Annotated in this window: 12 protein-coding genes; 10 read left to right on the forward strand and 2 right to left on the reverse strand. The window is 68.1% G+C overall.

Annotated features, from left to right (window positions below; all coding sequences use genetic code 11):
- The first annotated feature begins 72 nt into the window (after positions 1 to 72).
- On the forward strand, positions 73 to 2,925 hold the full coding sequence (locus TL10_RS01955; protein ID WP_043984309.1) for an MMPL/RND family transporter: 2,853 nt from the start codon (positions 73 to 75) through the stop codon (positions 2,923 to 2,925).
- 55 nt (positions 2,926 to 2,980) lie between these two features.
- On the opposite strand, the gene TL10_RS01960 is transcribed toward TL10_RS01955, so the two are convergent.
- Positions 2,981 to 3,586, reverse strand: coding sequence for a TetR/AcrR family transcriptional regulator (locus TL10_RS01960; RefSeq protein WP_043984310.1), 606 nt, complete (start codon positions 3,584 to 3,586; stop codon positions 2,981 to 2,983).
- A gap of 92 nt (positions 3,587 to 3,678) precedes the next feature.
- Here TL10_RS01960 and TL10_RS01965 point away from each other — a divergent pair, with 92 nt between their 5' ends.
- The 6 genes from TL10_RS01965 to TL10_RS01990 are packed head-to-tail and all read left to right on the forward strand — an operon-like array spanning position 3,679 to position 8,513.
- The gene (locus TL10_RS01965) at positions 3,679 to 4,203 is read left to right on the forward strand and encodes a DUF4242 domain-containing protein (protein WP_043984311.1); all 525 of its coding nucleotides are present in this window, start codon (positions 3,679 to 3,681) and stop codon (positions 4,201 to 4,203) included.
- Positions 4,200 to 5,222, forward strand: coding sequence for an acyl-CoA/acyl-ACP dehydrogenase (locus TL10_RS01970; RefSeq protein ID WP_043984312.1), 1,023 nt, complete (start codon positions 4,200 to 4,202; stop codon positions 5,220 to 5,222). The genes TL10_RS01965 and TL10_RS01970 overlap by 4 nt, the downstream gene beginning before the upstream one ends.
- A complete protein-coding gene (locus tag TL10_RS01975) occupies positions 5,198 to 5,917 on the forward strand; it encodes an ABC transporter ATP-binding protein (protein ID WP_043984313.1) in 720 nt (239 codons plus the stop codon). Before TL10_RS01970 ends, TL10_RS01975 begins: the two co-directional genes overlap by 25 nt.
- Positions 5,914 to 7,062: an ABC transporter substrate-binding protein gene (locus TL10_RS01980; RefSeq protein WP_043984369.1), complete on the forward strand. Its 1,149-nt coding sequence runs from the start codon at positions 5,914 to 5,916 to the stop codon at positions 7,060 to 7,062. The genes TL10_RS01975 and TL10_RS01980 overlap by 4 nt, the downstream gene beginning before the upstream one ends.
- Complete coding sequence (locus tag TL10_RS01985) at positions 7,059 to 7,865, forward strand: ABC transporter permease (protein WP_043984314.1); 807 nt, start codon at positions 7,059 to 7,061, stop codon at positions 7,863 to 7,865. Before TL10_RS01980 ends, TL10_RS01985 begins: the two co-directional genes overlap by 4 nt.
- Before the next feature lie 9 nt (positions 7,866 to 7,874).
- On the forward strand, positions 7,875 to 8,513 hold the full coding sequence (locus tag TL10_RS01990; protein ID WP_043984370.1) for an IspD/TarI family cytidylyltransferase: 639 nt from the start codon (positions 7,875 to 7,877) through the stop codon (positions 8,511 to 8,513).
- Here the strand turns inward: TL10_RS01990 and TL10_RS01995 are convergent.
- On the reverse strand, positions 8,500 to 9,201 hold the full coding sequence (locus TL10_RS01995) for an IspD/TarI family cytidylyltransferase (RefSeq protein ID WP_082067804.1): 702 nt from the start codon (positions 9,199 to 9,201) through the stop codon (positions 8,500 to 8,502). The genes TL10_RS01990 and TL10_RS01995 overlap by 14 nt on opposite strands.
- 158 nt (positions 9,202 to 9,359) lie before the next feature.
- Here TL10_RS01995 and TL10_RS02000 point away from each other — a divergent pair, with 158 nt between their 5' ends.
- The 3 genes from TL10_RS02000 (at position 9,360) to TL10_RS02010 (ending at position 21,171) form a co-directional block, all read left to right on the forward strand.
- Positions 9,360 to 10,562: a low temperature requirement protein A gene (locus TL10_RS02000; protein WP_082067810.1), complete on the forward strand. Its 1,203-nt coding sequence runs from the start codon at positions 9,360 to 9,362 to the stop codon at positions 10,560 to 10,562.
- 123 nt (positions 10,563 to 10,685) lie between these two features.
- The gene (locus TL10_RS02005; protein WP_043394420.1) at positions 10,686 to 11,411 is read left to right on the forward strand and encodes a DUF1906 domain-containing protein; all 726 of its coding nucleotides are present in this window, start codon (positions 10,686 to 10,688) and stop codon (positions 11,409 to 11,411) included.
- A 538-nt stretch (positions 11,412 to 11,949) separates the two neighbouring features.
- Positions 11,950 to 21,171, forward strand: a complete 9,222-nt coding sequence (locus TL10_RS02010) for a type I polyketide synthase (protein WP_043984316.1) — start codon at positions 11,950 to 11,952, stop codon at positions 21,169 to 21,171.
- The last annotated feature ends 11 nt before the right edge of the window (positions 21,172 to 21,182 follow it).

The raw sequence follows: 21,182 nt of genomic DNA on the forward strand, positions 1-21,182 counted from the left end.
CGACAGTGATTGTGTAACGCCGCCGAGCTCCATTTCCATGGACCTGTCGGGCCTGATGGAAGGGTGCCCCGCGTGAGTGCCACCAACACCGAACGATCCAAGATCGGCCACCTGATCTGGGTGCTGGCGATACCGATCGTGATCGGCTGGTTTGCGCTCAACGTCGCCACCAACACGCTGGTCCCGCCGCTGGAGAAGGTCGGCGAGGCACACACCGTCGGGCTGAGCGCCAAGGACGGCCCGGCGATGATCGCGATGAAGCAGATCGGCGCCAACTTCCAGGAGTTCGATTCCGACAGCAACGCGATGATCGTGCTGGAGGGGGACCAGCCGCTCGGCGCCGAGGCACACCACTACTACGACGGTCTCGTCGCGAAGCTGACTGCCAACACCGAGCATGTCGAGCACGTCGCGGACTTCTGGAGTGACCCGCTGACCGCGGTCGGCTCACAGAGCGCCGACGGCAAGGCCGCGTACGTCCAGGTCTACCTGCGTGGCAACCAGGGCGAGACGAAGGCCAACGACTCCGTCGCCTCGGTCCGGCAGATCGTCGCCGACTCCAAGCCACCGGCCGGGCTCCACGTGTTCGTCACCGGCGGCGCCCCGCTGGTGTCCGACCAGCACCACGCCGGCGACAAGAGCGTCGCCAAGGTCACCGCCATCACCTTGCTGGTGATCGCCGTGATGCTGCTGGTCGTCTACCGGTCGATCATGACGATGATCCTGATCCTGCTGATGGTCTTCCTCGAACTCGGCGCCGCCCGCGGTGTCGTCGCGTTCCTGGCCAACGCGAATGTCATCGGCCTGTCGACGTTCGCCGTCAACCTGCTGACGCTGATGGTGATCGCGGCCGGCACCGACTACGCCATCTTCGCCATCGGGCGCTACCAGGAAGCGCGCGGCGACAAAGAAGACCGCGTGCAGGCCTACGACACCATGTTCCGCGGGACGGCACACGTGGTCCTGGGATCCGGGTTGACGATCGCCGGCGCCATGCTGTGCCTGAGCTTCACCCGGCTGCCGTACTTCCAGACCATGGGCGTGCCCTGTGCGATCGGCACCCTCGTGGCCGTCGTCGCGGCCCTGACGCTCGGCCCCGCCGTCATCAAGATCGGCAGCCGGTTCGGCCGCTTCGAACCGAAGCGCCCGATCCAGTCCCGCGGCTGGCGTCGTGTCGGCGTCCTGGTGGTGCGCTGGCCGGGACCGGTGCTCGTCGCCACGCTGGCGCTCGCCCTTGTCGGACTCGTGACGCTGCCCGGTTACAAGACGAACTACGACGCCCGCCGCTACGTGCCGGCCGAGCTGACGGCCAACGTCGGATATACCGCGGCCGAACGGCATTTCAGCGCGTCCCGGATGAATCCCGAGCTGCTGATGGTGCAGAGCGATCACGATCTGCGGAACTCGGCAGACTTCCTGGTGATCAACAAGATCGCCAAGGCCATCGTGCACACCCAGGGCGTCGCGCGGGTGCAGACGATCACCCGCCCCGACGGAAAACCCATCAAGCACACGACGATTCCGTTCATCATGGGCATGCAGGCCGTCACGTCGAAGATGACGGAGAAGTACCAGCTGGATTCGATGGCCAACATGCTGCAACAGGCGAACGACATGCAGGTCAGCATCGACACGATGACCAAGATGCAGTCCATCACCACGCAGATGGCCGCCACGACGCACGACATGTCGATGAAGACGGCCAACATGGCGCTCGATATCGCCGAATTGCGGGACCACATCTCCGATTTCGACGATCTGCTCCGGCCGGTTCGGAACTACCTGTACTGGGAACCGCACTGCTACGACATCCCGATGTGCTGGTCGACGCGGGCGCTGTTCGACACCCTCGACGGCATCGACGTCATGACCGACGACATCCAGACCCTGGTGCCGGATCTGATGAAGCTGGACAAGCTGACGGCCGAGATGGTCACGGTGATGCCGCCGCAGATCGAGGTCATGAAGAACATGAAGCACTACATGCTGACCATGTACCAGACCCAGAAGGGTCAGGTGGATCAGCGTGCGGCCTCGTCGGACAACGCGGCGGCGATGGGCGAGGCGTTCGACAACTCGCTGAACGACGAAAGCTTCTACCTGCCACCGGAAGCCTTCGACAACAAGGACTTCAAGCGCGGCATGAAGAACTTCATCTCGCCGGACGGCAAGTCGGTGCGCTTCATCATTCAGCACGAAGGCGACCCGGCGACGCCGGACGGCATCGCCCACGTCGACCCGATCAAGCAGGCTGCCAAGGAAGCCATCAAGGGCACGCCACTGGAGGGCTCCAAGATCTATCTGGCCGGCACCGCGGCCACCTACAAGGACATGCACGACGGCGCGCAGTACGACCTGATGATCGCCGGAATCGCCGCGGTGTCACTGATTTTCATCATCATGCTGCTCATCACCCGAAGCATGGTCGCGGCGGGCGTGATCGTCGGCACCGTGCTGCTGTCGCTGGGCGCGTCGTTCGGTATGTCGGTTCTGTTGTGGCAGCACCTGATCGGCCTCGAGCTGCACTGGATGGTGCTGCCCATGTCGGTCATCCTGCTGCTGGCGGTGGGCTCCGACTACAACCTGCTGCTGGTGTCGCGGTTCAAGGAAGAGCTGTCGGGCGGTCTGAAGACCGGCATCATCCGCTCGATGGCGGGCACCGGATCGGTGGTCACCTCAGCCGGTCTGGTGTTCGCGGCCACGATGGCGTCGTTCGCCTTCAGCGACCTGAAGGTCATGGCGCAGGTCGGTACGACCATCGCGCTGGGCCTGCTGTTCGACACCCTGATCGTCCGGTCGTTCATGACCCCGGCCATCGCGGCGATGCTGGGCCGGTGGTTCTGGTGGCCGAAGTTCGTTCGCCCGGAGGCATCCGAGCGGCGGTTGGCGGCCATCGGAATTCAGCCGGCCGTGGCCGGCAAGTAACTGTCTTCCCGCGAGCAGACGCAAAACTGTCGCAAAACCAGGGTTTGCGACAGTTTTACGTCTGTTCGCGGAGGGACGCGACCAGCTCGGCGGTCATCTGGCGGGCCAGGGTGATCGGGGCGGTCGACCGGTCGAGCTTGGACGCGGTCAGGGCGCCGTCGTAGATGAGCTGAATGCGCGCAGCGGTCGTGGCGGCATTCGGCACTGCGGCGTCCCGCAGGAGTGCACTCAGCTGCTCGCGCATCCATAGCCGGTGCGCCCGTACCGGGTCGAGGGTGTCGCCCGGGAACTCGGTGGCCGCATTGGCGTAGAGACAGCCGCGGAACTGGCGTTTGCGTGCCGCGGCGGCCGCGAGGTCGAAGAACGCCAACAGCTTCTCCACCGGATCCTCGAGCCCGGATGTCTTCGTATTCCAGCGCTTGCGATCAGCCTGATCCAATTCATTCAGGTACGCGATGACCAACGCGTCCTTCGACCCGTACGAGCTGTACAGGCTGGCCTTGGCCACCCCCGCCTCGCGCAGGATCGTGTCGATGCCGACGGCGCGAATGCCCTGTGCGGCAAAGAGATTCGACGCCGTGGTGAGGAGTCGCTGAGCCGGCCCGGCGGGGTCGGTGCGGGGCGCCGGCCGGTCCGGGCGGTGGGTGCGAGTCGCGCTCATATCTGCACCATAGCCGAGGAACGTCGATAGACAGACCGGTCTGTTCATGCGAGCGTCGTGATGTCATCGCCACCGACGAACAGGAAGACACCGTGACTCTGTACCTCTACGAAATCGCCGGACTGACCGGCCGGGCCGACGTCGATCAGGCCATCAAGACGCTCGACGCCGAAGTGCACCGGGCCGGCGGCGAACTCATCGAGGCTCAGGTGACCGGACAGCACCGGCTGTTCGTGGTGGCTGAACTCACTGATGGCCCGCTGGCGATCGACGCGGCTGCGGTTGGCGCCGCAGAACTCACCGGTCCACACGAAGTGCGACTGGTCGGCGCGGAACTGGACCAGCTGAAAGCCGTCCGCCCGACAGCCGGATACCTGGTCGAGTGGGACCTGCCCGCCGACCTGGACATGGAGAGCTACCTGAGCCGTAAGAAGGCCAATGCGCCGAAATACGCGGAGGTGCCCGAGGTCAGCTTCCTGCGCACCTACGTGCGGGTCGACATGGACAAGTGCCTGTGTTTCTACGACGCGCCGGACGAGGACGCGGTGCGGCGGGCGCGCGTGGCCGTGCAGACCCCGATCGATCGGTTGTACGGACTGGAAAGTGGTGGGCAATGACGACTCTGGTGTCCGACGACGTCGCGACCAGGTTGGCGCATGTCACGACCGGGGTGGACGCCCGGGCCGGTGACCTGGACGCGGGGCGCACCGACGTCCGTGACGATCTGCGTGCCCTCGGCGCTGCCGGATTGTTCGGGCTGCGGGACCTGCCCGACTCCGTGCGGGTGATCGAGCAGGTGTCGGCGGTGAGCCTCGCCGCCGGGTTCTCGGCTTGGGCGCATCAGATGGCGATTCACTACCTCGCCGACCGGCCGGACCTGTCGGAGGCGTTGCTCACCGCACACCGCCCCGGCGTGACCGCCATGGCAGCTGGGCTCAAACACGTGGCGGGCCTCGGGCAGCTTCCGATCTTCGCCGGGGAGACGCGTCGTGGACTGCGGCTCAGCGGACCAATCCGCTGGGCGTCCAACGTCTTTGACGACGCATTGATCGTCCTGCCGGCACGGACCGTCACCGGGCGGTTGTATGTCGTCGCGGTCGACGTGAGCGCGGTCGGCGTGGTGGTCGATCCGGCGCCCGCGCTGATGGCCTTGGGTAGCACCGGGTCGACGTCGCTACGCCTGGAAGAGGTCGAGGTGAACGCGGACCGCATCATCAGCGCCGACCTCACCGGGTTCGTCCGCGGGATCAAGCCGACGTTCTTGCTGCTGCAGACCGCATTCTGCGTCGGGGTCACCGGTGCGGCACTGACCGCTGCCCGTAGTGCGACCGACGCGCTGGCCGCCCAGTTCGACGGTGACCTCGCCGATCTGAAGGCGCAAGCCCAACGCAACCGTCGCCGCCTCTACGAATTCGCTTCGGCGCCAGGAGAAGCCGAACTGGCCGACGTGATCCGGCTCCGGCTGGACGCCGCCAACGTTGCGGTGGCGGCGACCCGTCTGGAATCGGCCCTGGCTGGTGGACAGGGCTATCGCGCCGGGACGGCGGCCAATCGCCGGTTCCGCGAAGCAGCTTTTCTGCCCGTGCAATCACCATCGGAAGGACAACTGAGGTGGGAACTGAAGCAGTACGAATAACAGCGGGCAGCAAGAGATTCGGCGACAGCATGGTGCTCGACGGCATCGATCTGGCCGTCGAAGCGGGGGAGTTCGTCGCCGTGCTCGGGCGCAGCGGCAGCGGGAAATCGACGCTGCTACGCGTGCTGGCCGGCCTGGAATCGCTGAGCTCGGGAACCGTCAGCTGGCCCGCCAGCGGCGAGCAGCCACACATCGGGGTGGTTTTCCAGGACGCGCTGCTGATGCCATGGCTGACGGTGCTGGGCAACGTCTCCTACGCGCGACGATTCGCACGCCGACGCAGTGGATTCGACGCGGACTATGCCGCCGAACTGATGCGGCGCTTCGGCGTCGACGAGCTCGCTGACCGCTATCCCGACCAGCTCTCCGGCGGGCAGGCCCAACGCGTGGCCATCCTGCGCGCGGTGGCGACCCGGCCTCAGTTGCTCCTGCTCGATGAACCGTTCAGCGCACTGGACCCGGCGACACGTGCCGACTTGCAGCAGTGGTTGACCACGCTCACAACCGAATTGGGTGTCACGGTGCTGCTGGTCACCCATGACGTCGAGGAGGCGCTGGCCCTCGCGCAGCGCGTCGTCCTGCTGGCGGACGGCGGCCGCATCCGTCGCCAATGGCACCTGGGTGAAGCGGACCGACCGGGGCTGCGTGACGAAATCCTCAGCCATTACCGGGTTTCCGAACTGTGGGTGGCATGAGCCTGCTGATCTCGCGGCGGCGAGCGCTAGTAGCGGCGGTAGCGGCTGCCGGCGGGGCGTTCGGCCTGGCCGACCTGGCGCACAGTGCCACAACGGATTCCGCGGCGGCCGGGCCGCTGCGGGTGGGCTATCTACCGATCACCGACGCGGCACCGTTGTTGATGGCGCACTCCGCGGGTCTGTATCCGGCCGGTGTGGGCAAGCCCGTGCTGTTCCGGAGTTGGGCGGCCCTGGGCGAAGCGTTCCTGAACCGGCAGCTCGACGTCGTGCATCTGCTGATGCCGATGGCGGTGCAGTTGCGGTACGCGCTCGGTGGTGGGGTCCGGGTACTCGGCTGGAATCACACCAACGGCTCGGCACTCACCGTCGCCCCACACATCCGCGAATTGTCGGACCTGGCGGGAGCGCAGGTAGCGATTCCGTTCTGGTGGTCCATCCACAACATTGTCCTGCAGAAGATGTTGCGGGCCAACGGATTGCAACCAGTGATCCGCCGCTCGGCGTCGCGGTCCGAGCGCACCGTGGAGCTCGTCGTCATGAGTCCGTCGGACATGGTGCCGGCATTGGCCACCGGCACCATCGGCGGCTACGTGGTCGCCGACCCATTCAACGCGATGGCGCAGACCAAGAAGATCGGCCGCATCCACACCTTCCTCGGTGACGTCTGGCGCGACCATGCGTGCTGCGCCCTGGTGACCCGGGACGACGTGATCAGCAGCCGTCCGGCCGCCGTGCAGCAGCTCACGGACGCGGTGGTGGCAGCGCAACTCGTACTGTCGAACGACCGGAAGTCAGCGGCCGCGAAACTCGGCGGTGGTCGCTATCTGCCCCAGCCGGTGCCGGCGGTCGCGCTGGCGATGACCTATCCCACGGCGCCCTACCCGCTGCATCACCCGGAGTGGCAGCCGCAGCGGCTCGGCTTTCAGCCGTTCCCGTTCCCGAGCTTCACCACGGCACTTGTCGCGGCCATGCACAGCACCGTCGTCGATGGCGACCGCAGCTTCCTGGAGCGGCTGGACCTCGCCACTGTGCACGACGACCTTGTCGACGACACTTTCGTCCGCAATTCCATTCAGGCTCATGGCGGTCCGGCCGCATTCGGCCTCAGCGATTACACCCGAGCCGAGCAATTGGAGCTGTCATGACCGCAACACCCGTCCGCGTGGTGATCGATCCACCGGCCGCGGTACGCCGTTGGACTCCGCCGGTGGCTGCCGTCGCCCTCGCGATCGGTCTCTGGTGGCTGGCGACCTCCGTGTTGAGCGCCCCGCACTCGCTGCTGCGCCAGGCCGCGCCACAGCGCGTCGCGCCCGCGATCGTTGACCTGTTCTCCCGAGGTGTCCTGCTGCCGGACATCGGGATCAGCCTGTGGCGGTTGGTGATCGGGCTGGCGGTGGCGGTGGTCATCGGGATTCCGGCCGGATTGCTGCTCGGGCTCAGCGCCACGGCCGAGCGAGCCACGGCGCCGATCGTCCAGTTCGTCCGCATGATCTCGCCGCTGTCGTGGGCCCCGATCGCCGTGGCGGTGTTCGGCATCGGCAACGAGCCGGTGATCTTCCTGATTGCGGTGGCGGCCGTGTGGCCGGTGCTGATCAACACCGTGGCCGGTGTGCGCGCCGTCGACTCGGGCTATCTGGATGTGGCGCGGTCGTTCCACGCCACGCGATGGGAACTGGTGACGGCCGTGGTGCTGCCGGCGATCCGGGGGCAGTTGCAGACGGGCGTCCGCGTGGCGCTGGGCATTGCCTGGGTGGTGTTGGTCCCGGCGGAAATGCTGGGTGTGCGTTCGGGTCTGGGCTATCAGGTGCTCAACGCCCGCGACCAGCTGGCCTACGACCAGGTGGTGGCGGTGATCGTGGTGATCGGCGCGCTGGGCTTCGCACTGGACCTGATCGCGCGCCGGCTCACTTCGTCGGACAGGCGAGGGCTGCCGCCACACCGGAGTTAGGGTGTGGTGGTGACTGTGTCGGCGATCGTCATCGTGCCGGCCGGCTTGGCGCCGGCCGACTTCACCGCGCCGATCGCCGGTGAACCGGCCCTGGTCCGGGCAGTGCGGGCGGTGCGCGACGTGGCGCCGGCATCGGTCGTGGTCGCTGACGAGTTGGCGGACGCGGCCACCGAATGCCTTGCCGTGCACGACTTGAGCGACGTGCCTGTCATCACCGCGCCGAATGGCCAGTTATGGCACGACACTGGCGAAAATGCGTGCGATACCTGGCCACTCGGCGTCGGGGACGGGGTCCTGCTGCACGACGTGCGGTATCCGCTCGCTCCCGCTGATCTTGCGGTCCGCGTAGCGGCGGGGCTGGCGGACCACGACGTCGTACTGCCGGTGCTGCCGATGACCGACAGCGTGAAAAGCATTGCGGCGCACGACATTGTGCTCGGCAACGTGGACCGGTCGGAGCTCGTCACCGCGCAGTACCCGCGGGCGTTCTCGGCAGCGGCCCTGGCCAGACTCCCACGGACCGATGCCCTCGCCGCGCTGACCTCCGCCGGACTGCGGGTCGGCACCGTCGAGGGTGATCCGAACGCATTCGCCGTCGACCTCGCGCAGGATCGGCGACTGCTGGAGGCGATCGTCACCGCCGGCTGAGCAGCCCTTCGGCCACCTGCACGTCGTGCGCGAACGTCACCTTGAAATTCTGGGCAGACCCGGCGATCGCGTGGACCTCGATATCGGTGAAGCGCTCCACGCATGACGAGGTGTCGGTGCCTTCGAAGCCGGCGGCGGCCGCGTCCTGGTAGGCCCGCCACAGCGGCGCGGCCAGGAACGCCTGCGGTGTCTGAACCCGGACCAGGGATTGGTCGATGGCACTGAGGCCGTCAGCCGTCATCCGCAGCACGTCACCCGACGGCAACACCGGAATGGCACCGCCCTGCGCCCGCGCGGTGGTGACGGCGGTGTCCATCAGGTCAGCACCGGCGAGTGGGCGGGCGGCGTCGTGGATCAGCACCACGTCGACCGTCCCGGCGTCGATGTCCGCGGCCAGGTAGCTCAGCACGTTGTGTTCGGAGCCGTGCCGGGTATCCCCGCCCTCGACGAATTCGACTGTGGTGCCGGAGAGTTCGTCGGCCATGAGTTGCACGACCTGGTCGCGTTCGCCGCGCCGGAACACCAGGATGGTGCGGGCGACCTCGGGGCTGGCAGCCACCGCCGCTACCGACCACGCCACCATGCTGCGGCCGGCCAATTGCAGGTAGGCCTTGTTGCCGTCGGCCCCGACCCGCGATCCGATACCGGCGGCAAGAACGACGCCGACGGCGATCGGGGGAGCAGACACGTCTTCACGGTAGTGGGACGGAAGCGGGGATCTGCGGCAGGCTTACCGTGACGCGGCCCGGATGCCGCCAGGATTTGCTGAAGGGACATGGCATGGACGGGGTGCAACAGCACGCTCCTGACCCACACAGCGCGGTGCGGGCCCACCGGCTGACGCCGATGCGGGGACGCGACCCGCACGAGCAGCACCGGGTGGCGACGCCGCTGGAGCTGCTGTTCGACCTGACCTTCGTCGTCGCGTTCGGGGTGGCGGCATCGGAACTGGCGCACATGCTGGCCGCGGGTCACGTCGGTGCCGGCATCACGGCATTCGTCTTCGCCACCTTCGCGATCATCCTGGCGTGGATCAACTTCACCTGGTTCGCCTCGGCCTATGACACCGACGACTGGGTGTTCCGGTTGATGACCATGGTCGAGATGGTCGGCGTGCTGGTCCTCGCGCTCGGTCTGCCGGCGTTCTACGCGTCGATCGAGCACGGCCACCACGTCGACAACGCGGTGCTGGTCGCCGGCTACGTGGTGATGCGAATTGCGTTGGTGGGGCAGTGGTTACGCGCGGCACGTCAGGACCCGGCACGCCGGTCAGCGGCGATGACGTACGTGTCGATCGTGTCGGTGGTCCAGGTGGGCTGGATCGGGACGGTGTTCCTGCCGACGAATGTGCCGGTGACGCTGAGCATCTGGGTGTTGCTGGCACTCATCGAACTGGGCGGTCCGATGGTCGCCGAGATACGGCGTGGCGGCACCCCGTGGCACGCCCATCACATCGCCGAACGCTATGGGCTGCTGGCGATCATCGCGCTCGGGGAGGGCGTCGTCGGGACGGTCGCCTCGCTCTCGGCTGTCGTCGCGGAGCACGGCTGGTCCGCTGACGCTGTCCTACTGGCGATCTCGGGCACGGCCCTGACCTTCGGCATGTGGTGGGTGTACTTCACGGTGCCGGGGGCCGACGTCCTGCACGCGCACCGCGAACGGGGATTCTGGTTCGCCTACCTGCACATGCCGCTGTACGGCGCCATCGTCGCGACCGGCGCCGGCCTGCACACGGCCGCGTACTTCATCCAGCACCACTCGGCGCTGGGGTCGGTGGCGACGGTGCTGAGCGTGGTGATCCCGGTCGGCATCTACATCGCGTTGGTCTACGTGCTGTACGCGATGATGCTGCGGACGGTGGACGGCTTTCACCTGCTGCTGTTGGTGCTGACGGTCGTGGTGCTGGTGGCGACGGTGGTGCTGGCCGGCATCGGGGTGCCCATGGCCGTCTGTCTGCTGGTGGCGAGCCTGGCGCCGATGGTGAGTGTGGCCGGGTTCGAGATCATCGGGCACCGGCACGTCGCCGATGCGGTTGCGCGTGGAGCGTGAAGGAGATGGCGAGAAATCGCACGAATGTGGCGACTTTCTTCGCGGTGGGCGGGTGCGACTGGGGCAAGAGTGCACGGGTGTGGCTAACGGTTCAGAAGGGGTAGCTGTCATATCCTGAGACTCGTGGCAATTTCGCGTCGTGACCTGCTGAAATACGCTGCAGCCGCCCCGGCGGCACTCGGCCTGGGGGCCGGGTTGCAATCGGTGTTCGGCGCGACGACCGCCTCTGCGGCCCCGCACGGAGTGTTGCTGGACTACGCCGCGGGGGTGCTCAGCGCGGCCGATATCCGGTCGGCGGGGGCGCTGGGAGCCATCCGTTATGTCTCGGACCGGCGACCGGGTGGGCAGTGGATGCTGGGCAAGCCGATCCTGCTGCCCGAGGCGCGGGACCTCTACAAAGGCGGCTTGAAGATCGTCTCCTGCTATCAGTACGGCAAGGAATCCACCGCCGACTGGCTCGGGGGCCACGCCGCCGGCGTGCAGCACGCCCAGCGCGGATTCCAGTTGCACACCGCGGCGGGCGGCCCGGTCGGCGCGCCGATCTACGCATCCATCGACGACGATCCGACTCCGGCGCAGTACAAAGCGCAGGTTGCGCCCTATCTCCGAGGCTGGGAATCGGTGTTGGGCCACCAGCGGGTCGGGGTGTACGCCAACTCCAAGACCATCGAGTGGGCCGTGCAGGACGGCCTGGGGTCGTACTTCTGGCAGCACAACTGGGGCTCGCCCGGCGGGGCCGCGCATCCGGCGGCGGCGCTGCATCAGGTGGAGATCGACAAGCAACACGTCGGGGGAGTCGGGGTCGACCTCAACCACATCCTCAAGCCCCGCTTCGGGCAGTGGGACTGACGGTCGCGCAGATTACTGCTCAGTAGTTAGCTGGCGCTCAGCTCTAAGAAAACGGCAAACAAGCCCAGCAAATGGCCGCGCGGTAACTTACCGCGCGTATAGACACTCGGACCGTCAATGTCGAGTGTTTTCTGGACCGGGTCTTTTCCTACTCATTAGTAAGGTTCGGCGCCGTCACAAACGCGGTAACGATTTGATAACAATACCGCTTTGATCAGCGATGTTGTTGCTACTCGACCGTAACCACCCGCCAACAGGACGTTTGTCCTGTTGAGTACAGGCGGTCCCAGGACGCGGTGTTACCCAGCCGGGTGGTTACCGATCCGTAGAACTCGTTGGTAACCATTTCCAGCCGAAAGACGCCGCGAATCTTATGACACTCTTAGTGCAGTCGGCCCGGCTCTCAGGCGCCCGAAAACTCGGGCGCCAGACGTAGCACGGGCCTCACGTGATCCGACGTCGCATCGCGTTGCCCCAGGGCCGACTACCAAGACCATGCAGCACCTGACGGTTCGCGCGGCAACGAGGGAGAGACGAAGTGACGATCAACGAGCACCGCAATGTGACCAGTGGCAACACCGAGACCGTGGCGGCGAGCGCCAACGCTCTGGTGGACCTGCTCAATGCCGGCGAACCGTATGCCGTCGCGTTCGGCGGCCAGGGTGCCTCCTGGCTGGAGAACCTCGAAGAGCTGGTCAGCTCGGCCGGTATCGAATCCGAGCTCAGCGAGATCGTCGGCGAAGCGGCCCTGCTGCTCGAGCCCGTCGCGCGCGAACTCGTCGTCGTGCGGCCCATCGGCTTCGAGCCGATGCAGTGGGTGCGTTCCCTCGCCGCCGACGAGCCGCTGCCATCGGCCAAGCAGCTGACCACCGCCGCCATCTCCGGACCCGGCATCCTGCTGGCCCAGATGGCCGCCATCCGCGCCGTGCAGCGTCAGGGCCTGGACCTGGCCGGCACCCCGCCGGTCGCGGTCGCCGGACACTCGCAGGGCATCATCGCCGCCGAGGCGCTCAAGGCCAACGGCACCCGCGACGCCGAGCTCCTGGCGCTCCTCCAGCTCATCGGTGCCGCCGGCTCGCTCGTGTCGCGTCGTCGCGGCATGGTCGGCCGAGGCGACAAGTCGCCGATGGTGTCGGTCACCAACGTCGACCCCGAGCGCATCGCCGAGCTGCTCGAAGACTTCTCCCAGGACGTCCGCACCGTGCTGCCGCCGGTCCTGTCGATCCGTAACGGCCGTCGCAGCGTCGTCATCACCGGCACCCCGGAGCAGCTGGCCCGCTTCGAGCTGTACTGCAGCAAGATCACCGAGAAGGACGAGGCCGAGCGCAAGAACAAGCTGCGCGGCGGCGCCGTCTTCAGCCCCGTCTTCCAGGGCGTCCAGGTCGAGGTCGGTTTCCACACCCCGCGCCTGGCCGACGGCATCGAGGTCGTCGACCGCTGGGCAGCCAAGTGCGGCATCGACACCGAACTGGCCCACGCGATGACCGAGGCCATCTTCGTCAAGCCCATCGACTGGGTCGCCGAGGTCGAGCGCATGCACGAGGCCGGTGCCCGCTGGATCATCGACCTCGGGCCGAGCGACACCGTCACCCGCCTGACCTCGCCGATCATCCGCGGCCTCGGCGTGGGCATCGTGCCCGCCGCCACCCGCGCCGGCCAGCGTTCGCTGTTCACCGTCGGCGCCGCCCCGGTCGTGCAGCCCGCGTGGTCCAGCTTCGCGCCGACGGCCGTCGAGCTGCCCAATGGTGACGTCAAGCTGTCCACCAAGTTCACCCGTCTGACCGGTCGTTCGCCGATCCTGCTGGCCGGCATGACCCCGACCACCGTCGACGCCAAGATCGTCGCCGCGGCCGCCAACGCCGGCCACTGGGCCGAGCTCGCCGGTGGCGGTCAGGTCACCGAAGAGATCTTCGAGAACCGCGTCGCAGAGCTGACCCAGCTGCTCGAGCCGGGCCGCGCCATCCAGTTCAACTCGCTGTTCCTGGACCCGTACCTGTGGAAGCTGCAGCTGGGCGGCAAGCGCATCGTGCAGAAGGCCCGCCAGTCGGGTGCCCCGATCGACGGCGTCATCGTCACCGCCGGCATCCCCGAGCTCGAGGAAGCCGTCGCGCTGATCGAGGAACTGCACGAAATCGGCATCACCAACGTGGTGTTCAAGCCGGGCACCGTGGACCAGATCAAGTCGGTCATCAAGATCGCCGAAGAGGTCCCGGGCCGCGAGATCATCGTCCACGTCGAGGGCGGCCGCGCCGGTGGCCACCACTCGTGGGAGGACCTCGACGACCTGCTCGTCAGCACCTACTCGGACCTGCGCAAGCAGGCCAACCTGACCATCTGCGTCGGTGGTGGCATCGGCACGCCCGAGCGCGCCGCCGAGTACCTGTCCGGCCGCTGGGCCGAGACCTACGGCTTCCCGCTGATGCCGGTCGACGGCATCCTGGTCGGCACCGCCGCCATGGCCACCCTGGAGGCCACCACCTCGCCGCAGGTCAAGCAGCTGCTGGTCGACACCAAGGGCACCGATCACTGGGTCGGCGCCGGTAAGGCCCAGGGCGGCATGGCTTCTGGCCGCAGCCAGCTGGGTGCGGACATCCACGAGATCGACAACACCGCGTCGCGTTGCGGCCGCCTGCTCGACGAGGTCGCCGGTGACGCCGAAGCCGTCGCCGAGCGCCGCGACGAGATCATCGCCGCCATGGCCAACACCGCCAAGCCGTACTTCGGTGACGTCGCGGACATGACCTACCAGCAGTGGCTGCAGCGCTACGTCGAGCTCGCGATCGGCGACGGCAGCAGCACCGCCGACACCAAGCGCGACCACTCGCAGTGGCTCGACGTCTCCTGGCGCGACCGCTTCGAGGAGATGCTGCAGCGCGCCGAGGCTCGCCTGAACCCGGCCGACGCCGGCCCCATCGACACGCTGTTCCCGGCCACCGCGGAAGGCGAAGCGCTGCTTGAGGATCCGCAGCGCGCCATCGCCGAGCTGCTGGCCCGGTACCCCGAGGCGCAGACCCTGCGCCTGCACCCGGCGGACATCCCGTTCTTCATCACGCTGTGCAAGACGCTGGGCAAGCCCGTCAACTTCGTCCCTGTCATCGACAAGGACGTGCGCCGCTGGTGGCGCAGCGACTCGCTGTGGCAGGCCCACGACGCCCGCTACGACGCCGACCAGGTCTGCGTCATCCCCGGCACCGCTGCCGTCGCCGGCATCACCCGCGTCGACGAGCCCGTCGGTGACCTGCTGGACCGCTTCGAGCAGGCCGCCATCGACGAGGTGCTGGCCGCCGGCGTCAAGCCGGTCCCGGCGGTGTCCCGCCGTCAGGCCCGCGCCGACATCACCGGCCCGCTGGCCGTCGTCCTCGACTCGCCCGACGTGCTGTGGGCCGGTCGCACCGCGATCAACCCGGTGCACCGCATCGGCGCGCCGAGCGAGTGGCAGGTCAACGAAAACCGTTCGGCCACACACCCGTCCACCGGTGCCCGGCTCGAGCTCGACGGTGATTCCGTCACCCTGAACGTGCCGCTGTCCGGTGTCTGGATCGCGATCCACTTCACCCTGCCGGCCGCCACCGTCGACGGCGGTATGCCGGTCGTCACCACCGACGACGCCTCGGCCGCGATGCGTGCCGTGCTCGCCATCGCCGCCGGTGCCGACGGCGTGGACTCGCTGCCGGTCGTCGCCGACAACGTCGCCACCGTCACCGCCGACTGGGACCCGGAAGAGGTCGCCGACCACACCGGCGTCACCGCCACCTTCGGCGCCCCGCTGGCGCCGGGCCTGACCCTGGTGCCCGACGCCCTCGTCGGCCGCTGCTGGCCGGCCGTGTTCTCGGTCATCGGCGCTGCCGTCACCGACGACGGCATCCCGGTCGTGGAAGGTCTGCTGAGCCTGGTCCACCTGGACCACGCCGCGCAGCTGCTGGCCCCGATGCCGGCCGAGCGCGCCGAATTGACTGTCACCGCAACGGCTTCCGCGGCGTACGACACCGAGGTCGGTCGCGTCGTCCCCGTCACTGTCAGCATCACCGACGCCGAGGGCACGGAACTGGCCCGCTTGGAAGAGCGCTTCGCCATCCGTGGCCGCAGCGGTGCCGCCGAGCTGACCGACCCGGTCCGCGCCGGCGGTGCGATCACCGACAACGCCACCGAGACCCCGCGTCGTCGTCGCCGCGACGTCACCGTCACCGCGCCGGTCGACATGAGCGCCTTCGCCGTGGTGTCCGGTGACCACAACCCGATCCACACCGACCGCGCCGCCGCACTGCTGGCCGGTCTGAAATCGCCCATCGTGCACGGCATGTGGCTGTCCGCCGCCGCGCAGCACGTGGTCACCGCCACCGACGGCCGGGCCACCCCGCCGGCCCGTCTGGTCGGCTGGACCTCGCGCTTCCTTGGCATGGTGCTGCCGGGCGACGAGATCGAGTTCCGCGTCGACCGCGTCGGCATCGACCGCGGCGCCGAGATCATCGAGGTCACCGCCAAGGTTGGCGGCGAACTGGTGATGGCCGCGTCCGCTCAGCTGGCCGCGCCCAAGACCGTCTACGCCTTCCCGGGCCAGGGCATCCAGCACAAGGGCATGGGCATGGAGGTTCGTGCCCGCTCCAAGGCCGCCCGCAAGATCTGGGACTCCGCGGACAAGTTCACCCGCGACGTCCTGGGCTTCTCGGTGCTGCACCTGGTGCGCGACAACCCGACCAGCATCATCGCCAGCGGTGTGCACTACCACCACCCGGACGGCGTGCTGTTCCTGACGCAGTTCACCCAGGTGGCCATGGCCACCGTCGCGGCCGCTCAGGTGGCCGAGATGCGTGAGCAGGGTGCCTTCGTCGAGGGCGCCATCGCCTGCGGCCACTCCGTCGGTGAGTACACCGCGCTGGCCTGCGTGTCCGGCGTGTACGAGCTGGAGGCGCTGCTCGAGGTGGTGTTCCACCGCGGCAGCAAGATGCACGACATCGTCCCGCGTGACGCCAAGGGCCGCTCCGACTACCGGCTGGCCGCCATCCGGCCGTCGCAGATCGACCTCGACGACGATGACGTCACCGACTTCGTCGCCCGGATCGCCGAAGAGACCGGCGAATTCCTGCAGATCGTGAACTTCAACCTGCGTGGTTCGCAGTACGCGATCGCCGGTACCGTCCGCGGCCTCGACGCCCTCGAGGCCGAGATCGAGCGTCGCCGCGAAATCACCGGTGGCAAGCGGTCGTTCATCCTGGTGCCCGGCATCGACGTGCCGTTCCACTCCGAGGTGCTGCGGGTCGGCGTCAACGACTTCCGCCGCGCGCTCGATCGCGTCATGCCGCACGGGCAGGACCCGTCGATCCTGGTCGGCAAGTACATCCCGAACCTGGTGCCGCGGCCGTTCACCCTGGACAAGGACTTCATCCAGGAGATCCGCGACCTGGTGCCGGCCGAGCCGCTCGACGAGATCCTCGCCGACTACGACACCTGGCGGAACGAGAAGCCGTCCGAGCTGATGCGCAAGGTCGTCATGGAGCTGCTGGCCTGGCAGTTCGCCAGCCCGGTGCGCTGGATCGAAACGCAGGACCTGCTGTTCATCGAGGAGGCCGCCGGCGGCCTCGGTGTCGAGCGGTTCGTCGAGGTTGGCGTGAAGACCATGCCGACGGTTGCCGGCCTGGCCACCAACACGCTGAAGCTGCCGGAGTACTCGCACAACACCACCGAGATCCTCAACGTCGAGCGCGACGCCGCGGTGCTGTTCGCGACCGACACTGATCCGGAGCCCGAGGACGACGCTCCGTCGGCCCCGGCCGCCGCTGCTGAGGCTCCGGCGGAAGCCGTTGCGGCAGCACCGGTTCCGGCCGCGGCCCCGGCCGCACCGGCTGGCGGCCCCCGTCCGGACGACATCACCTACGACGCCGCCGACGCCACCATGGCGCTCATCGCGCTGTCGGCCAAGATGCGCATCGACCAGATCGAGCCGCTGGACTCCATCGAGTCCATCACCGACGGTGCGTCGTCGCGACGCAACCAGCTGCTCGTCGACCTGGGTTCGGAGCTGAACCTGGGCGCCATCGACGGTGCCGCGGAAGCCGACTTGTCCGGCCTGAAGGGACAGGTCACCAAGCTGGCCCGTACCTACAAGCCGTTCGGTCCCGTCCTCTCCGACGCGATCAACGACCAGCTGCGCACGGTGCTCGGGCCCTCGGGCAAGCGTCCGGCGTACATCGCCGAGCGCGTCAGCAAGGCTTGGGAATTGGGCCCCGGCTGGGCCAAGCACGTCACCGCCGAGGTGGCGCTGGGCACCCGCGAGGGCAGCAGTGTCCGTGGCGGCGACATGGGCGGCCTGCACAGCGGTGCATTGGCCGACGCCAACGCCGTCGACAAGGTCATCGACGCCGCGGTCACCGCGGTGGGCGCTCGTAAGGGCATCGCGGTGTCTCTGCCGTCCGCCGGTGGTGCCGGTGGCGGCGTCGTCGACTCGGCCGCGCTCAACGAGTTCGCCGAGAAGGTCACCGGCCCCAACGGTGTGCTGGCCGGCGCCGCCCGCTTGATCCTGGGCGAGCTGGGTCTGCAGACTCCCGTGTCGGCGCCCGAGGCCACCGACTCCGAGCTGATCGACCTCGTGACCGCCGAATTGGGTTCGGACTGGCCGCGTTTGGTGGCTCCGTCGTTCGACGGCCGCAAGGCTGTGCTGTTCGACGACCGCTGGGCCAGCGCCCGTGAGGACCTGGCGCGCATCTGGCTGCTCGAAGAAGACGCCGTCAACGCCGACTGGGCCAAGCTCTCCGAGAGCTTCGAAGGTGCCGGGCACGTCGTGGCCACGCAGGCCAGCTGGTGGCAGGGCAAGGCCCTCGCCGCCGGCCGCACCCTGCACGCCGCGCTGTACGGCCGCGCGGCCGCCGGTGCGGAGAACCCCGGCAAGGGCCGCTACGCCAACGAGGTCGCGGTCGTCACGGGTGCCTCCAAGGGCTCGATCGCGGCGTCCGTGGTGGGCCAGCTGCTCGCCGGTGGCGCGTCGGTCATCGCGACCACGTCCAAGCTGGACGACGACCGGTTGGCGTTCTACCGGACGCTGTACCGCGACCACGCCCGGTTCGATGCGCAGCTGTGGGTCGTGCCGGCAAACATGGCCTCCTACAACGACATTGACGCGCTGGTCGAGTGGGTCGGTACCGAGCAGGTCGAGAACCTGGGCCCCAAGGCCATCCACCTCAAGGACGCGCAGACCCCGACGCTGCTGTTCCCGTTCGCCGCGCCGCGCGTGGCGGGCGACCTGTCGGAGGCCGGCGCCCGCGCCGAGATGGAGATGAAGGTTCTGCTGTGGGCCGTGCAGCGGCTCATCGGCGGGCTCTCGCACATCGGTTCCGACCGCGACATCGCCTCGCGTCTGCACGTCGTGCTGCCCGGTTCGCCGAACCGCGGCATGTTCGGTGGCGACGGCGCCTACGGCGAGTCGAAGGCCGCGCTGGACGCGGTCGTCGCCCGCTGGAAGGCGGAAACCTCGTGGTCCGGGCGGGTTTCGCTGGCACACGCGCTGATCGGCTGGACCAAGGGCACCGGCCTGATGGGCCACAACGACGCCATCGTCGGTGCTGTCGAAGAGGCCGGTGTCATCACGTACACCACCGAAGAGATGGCCGCCATGCTGCTGAACCTGTGCAGCATCGACGCCAAGGTGTCGGCGTCGCGTGAGCCCATCCAGGTCGACCTGACCGGTGGCCTCGGTGACATCGAGCTCGACATGGCAGAGCTGGCCGCCAAGGCCCGCGAGGAGATGGTGGCCGAGGCCACCGTTGACGAGGAGGACCTCGAAGGCACCATCTCGGCACTGCCGTCGCCGCCGCGTGGCTACCAGGCCGCGCCGGCTCCGGAGTGGGCTGACCTGGACATCGACCCGGCCGACATGGTCGTGCTGGTCTCCGGTGCCGAACTCGGCCCGTACGGTTCGTCGCGTACCCGCTTCGAGATGGAGGTCTCCGGCGAGCTGTCGGCCGCGGGCGTCCTGGAGCTGGCCTGGACCACCGGTCTGGTCAAGTGGGAAGACGACCCGAAGCCGGGTTGGTACGACACCACCACCGGTGACCTGGTCGACGAGTCCGAGCTGGTCGAGCGCTACCACGAGACCGTGCTCGAGCGCGTCGGTATCCGCCAGTGGGTGGACGACGGCGCCCTCGGCTCCGATCACGCTTCGCCGCTACTGGTTTCGGTGTTCCTCGACAAGGACTTCTCCTTCGTCGTGTCCGCCGAGGCCGACGCCCGGGCGTTCCACCAGTTCGATCCGGAGCACACCGTCATCGCGCCGGTGCCGGACAGCAGCGACTGGCAGGTCACCCGCAAGGCCGGCACCGAGATCCGTGTGCCGCGCAAGGTCGAGCTGTCTCGCACCGTCGGCGCCCAGGTGCCGACCGGCTTCGACCCGCAGGTCTACGGCGTCACGCCGGACATGACCAGCTCGATCGACCGCCTGGCGCTGTGGAACCTGGTCACCACGGTCGACGCGTTCCTGTCCGCCGGCTTCAGCCCGGAAGAGCTGATGCGCTGGGTGCACCCGAGCCTCGTGGCCTCCACGCAGGGCACCGGTATGGGCGGCATGACCTCGATGCAGACCATGTACCACGGCAACCTGCTGGGCCGGAACAAGCCGAACGACATCCTGCAGGAAGTCCTGCCGAACGTCTTCGCCGGTCACGTCGTGCAGTCGTACATCGGTAGCTACGGCGCGATGATCCACCCGGTCGGCGCGTGCGCCACCGCGGCGGTGTCCGTCGAAGAAGGTGTCGACAAGATCCGTTTGGGCAAGGCCGAATTCGTGGTCGCCGGTGGTTACGACGACCTGACGCTGGAAGCCATCATCGGCTTCGGCGACATGTCGGCCACCGCCGAGACCGCGATGATGCGGGCCCGTGGCATCAGCGACTCGAAGTTCTCGCGCGCCAACGACCGTCGTCGTCTCGGCTTCGTCGAAGGCCAGGGCGGTGGCACCGTGCTGCTGGCCCGTGGTGACCTCGCGGTGAAGATGGGCCTGCCCATCCAGGCCGTCGTCGCCTACGTGTCGTCGTTCGGTGACGGTGTGCACACCTCGATCCCGGCCCCCGGCCTGGGTGCGCTGGGTGCCGGCCGCGGTGGACGTCAGTCGCAGCTGGTGCGCGACCTGGCCAAGCTGGGCGTCACCCCGGACGACATCGCGGTGATCTCCAAGCACGACACCTCGACGCTGGCCAACGACCCCAACGAGACCGAGCTGCACGAGCGGCTCGCCGCCTCGATGGGCCGGTCGCCGGGCAACCCGCTGTTCATCGTCAGCCAGAAGAGCCTGACCGGACACAGCAAGGGTGGCGCCGCGGCGTTCCAGATGCTGGGTCTGTGCCAGGTCCTGCGCGACGGCGTCATCCCGCCGAACCGCAGCCTGGACTGCGTGGACGACGAGCTGGCCAACGCACAGCACTTCGTGTGGGTGCGCGAGGCGCTGAAGTTCGGCGACCGCCTGCCGCTCAAGGCCGGCCTGGTGACCAGCCTCGGCTTCGGTCACGTGTCGGGCCTGATCGCTCTGGTCCACCCGCAGGCGCTGGTGGCAGCCCTCGACCCGGCCGAGCGCGAGGACTACCTGCGCCGCTCGGGTGAGCGGGTGCTGGCTGGTCAGCACCGGTTGGCCTCGGCGATCGCCGGTGGGCGTCCGCTGTACGAGAAGCCGGCCGACCGTCGCTTCAACCACGATGCGCCGGAGAAGCGTCAGGAAGCCGACATGCTGCTCAACGCCGATGCGCGCCTCGGTGAGGACGGCTGGTACGCCCGCTCGTGACGCCTTCTGAG

The organism is Mycolicibacterium llatzerense, assembly GCF_000878195.1.
GTDB lineage: Bacteria > Actinomycetota > Actinomycetes > Mycobacteriales > Mycobacteriaceae > Mycobacterium > Mycobacterium llatzerense.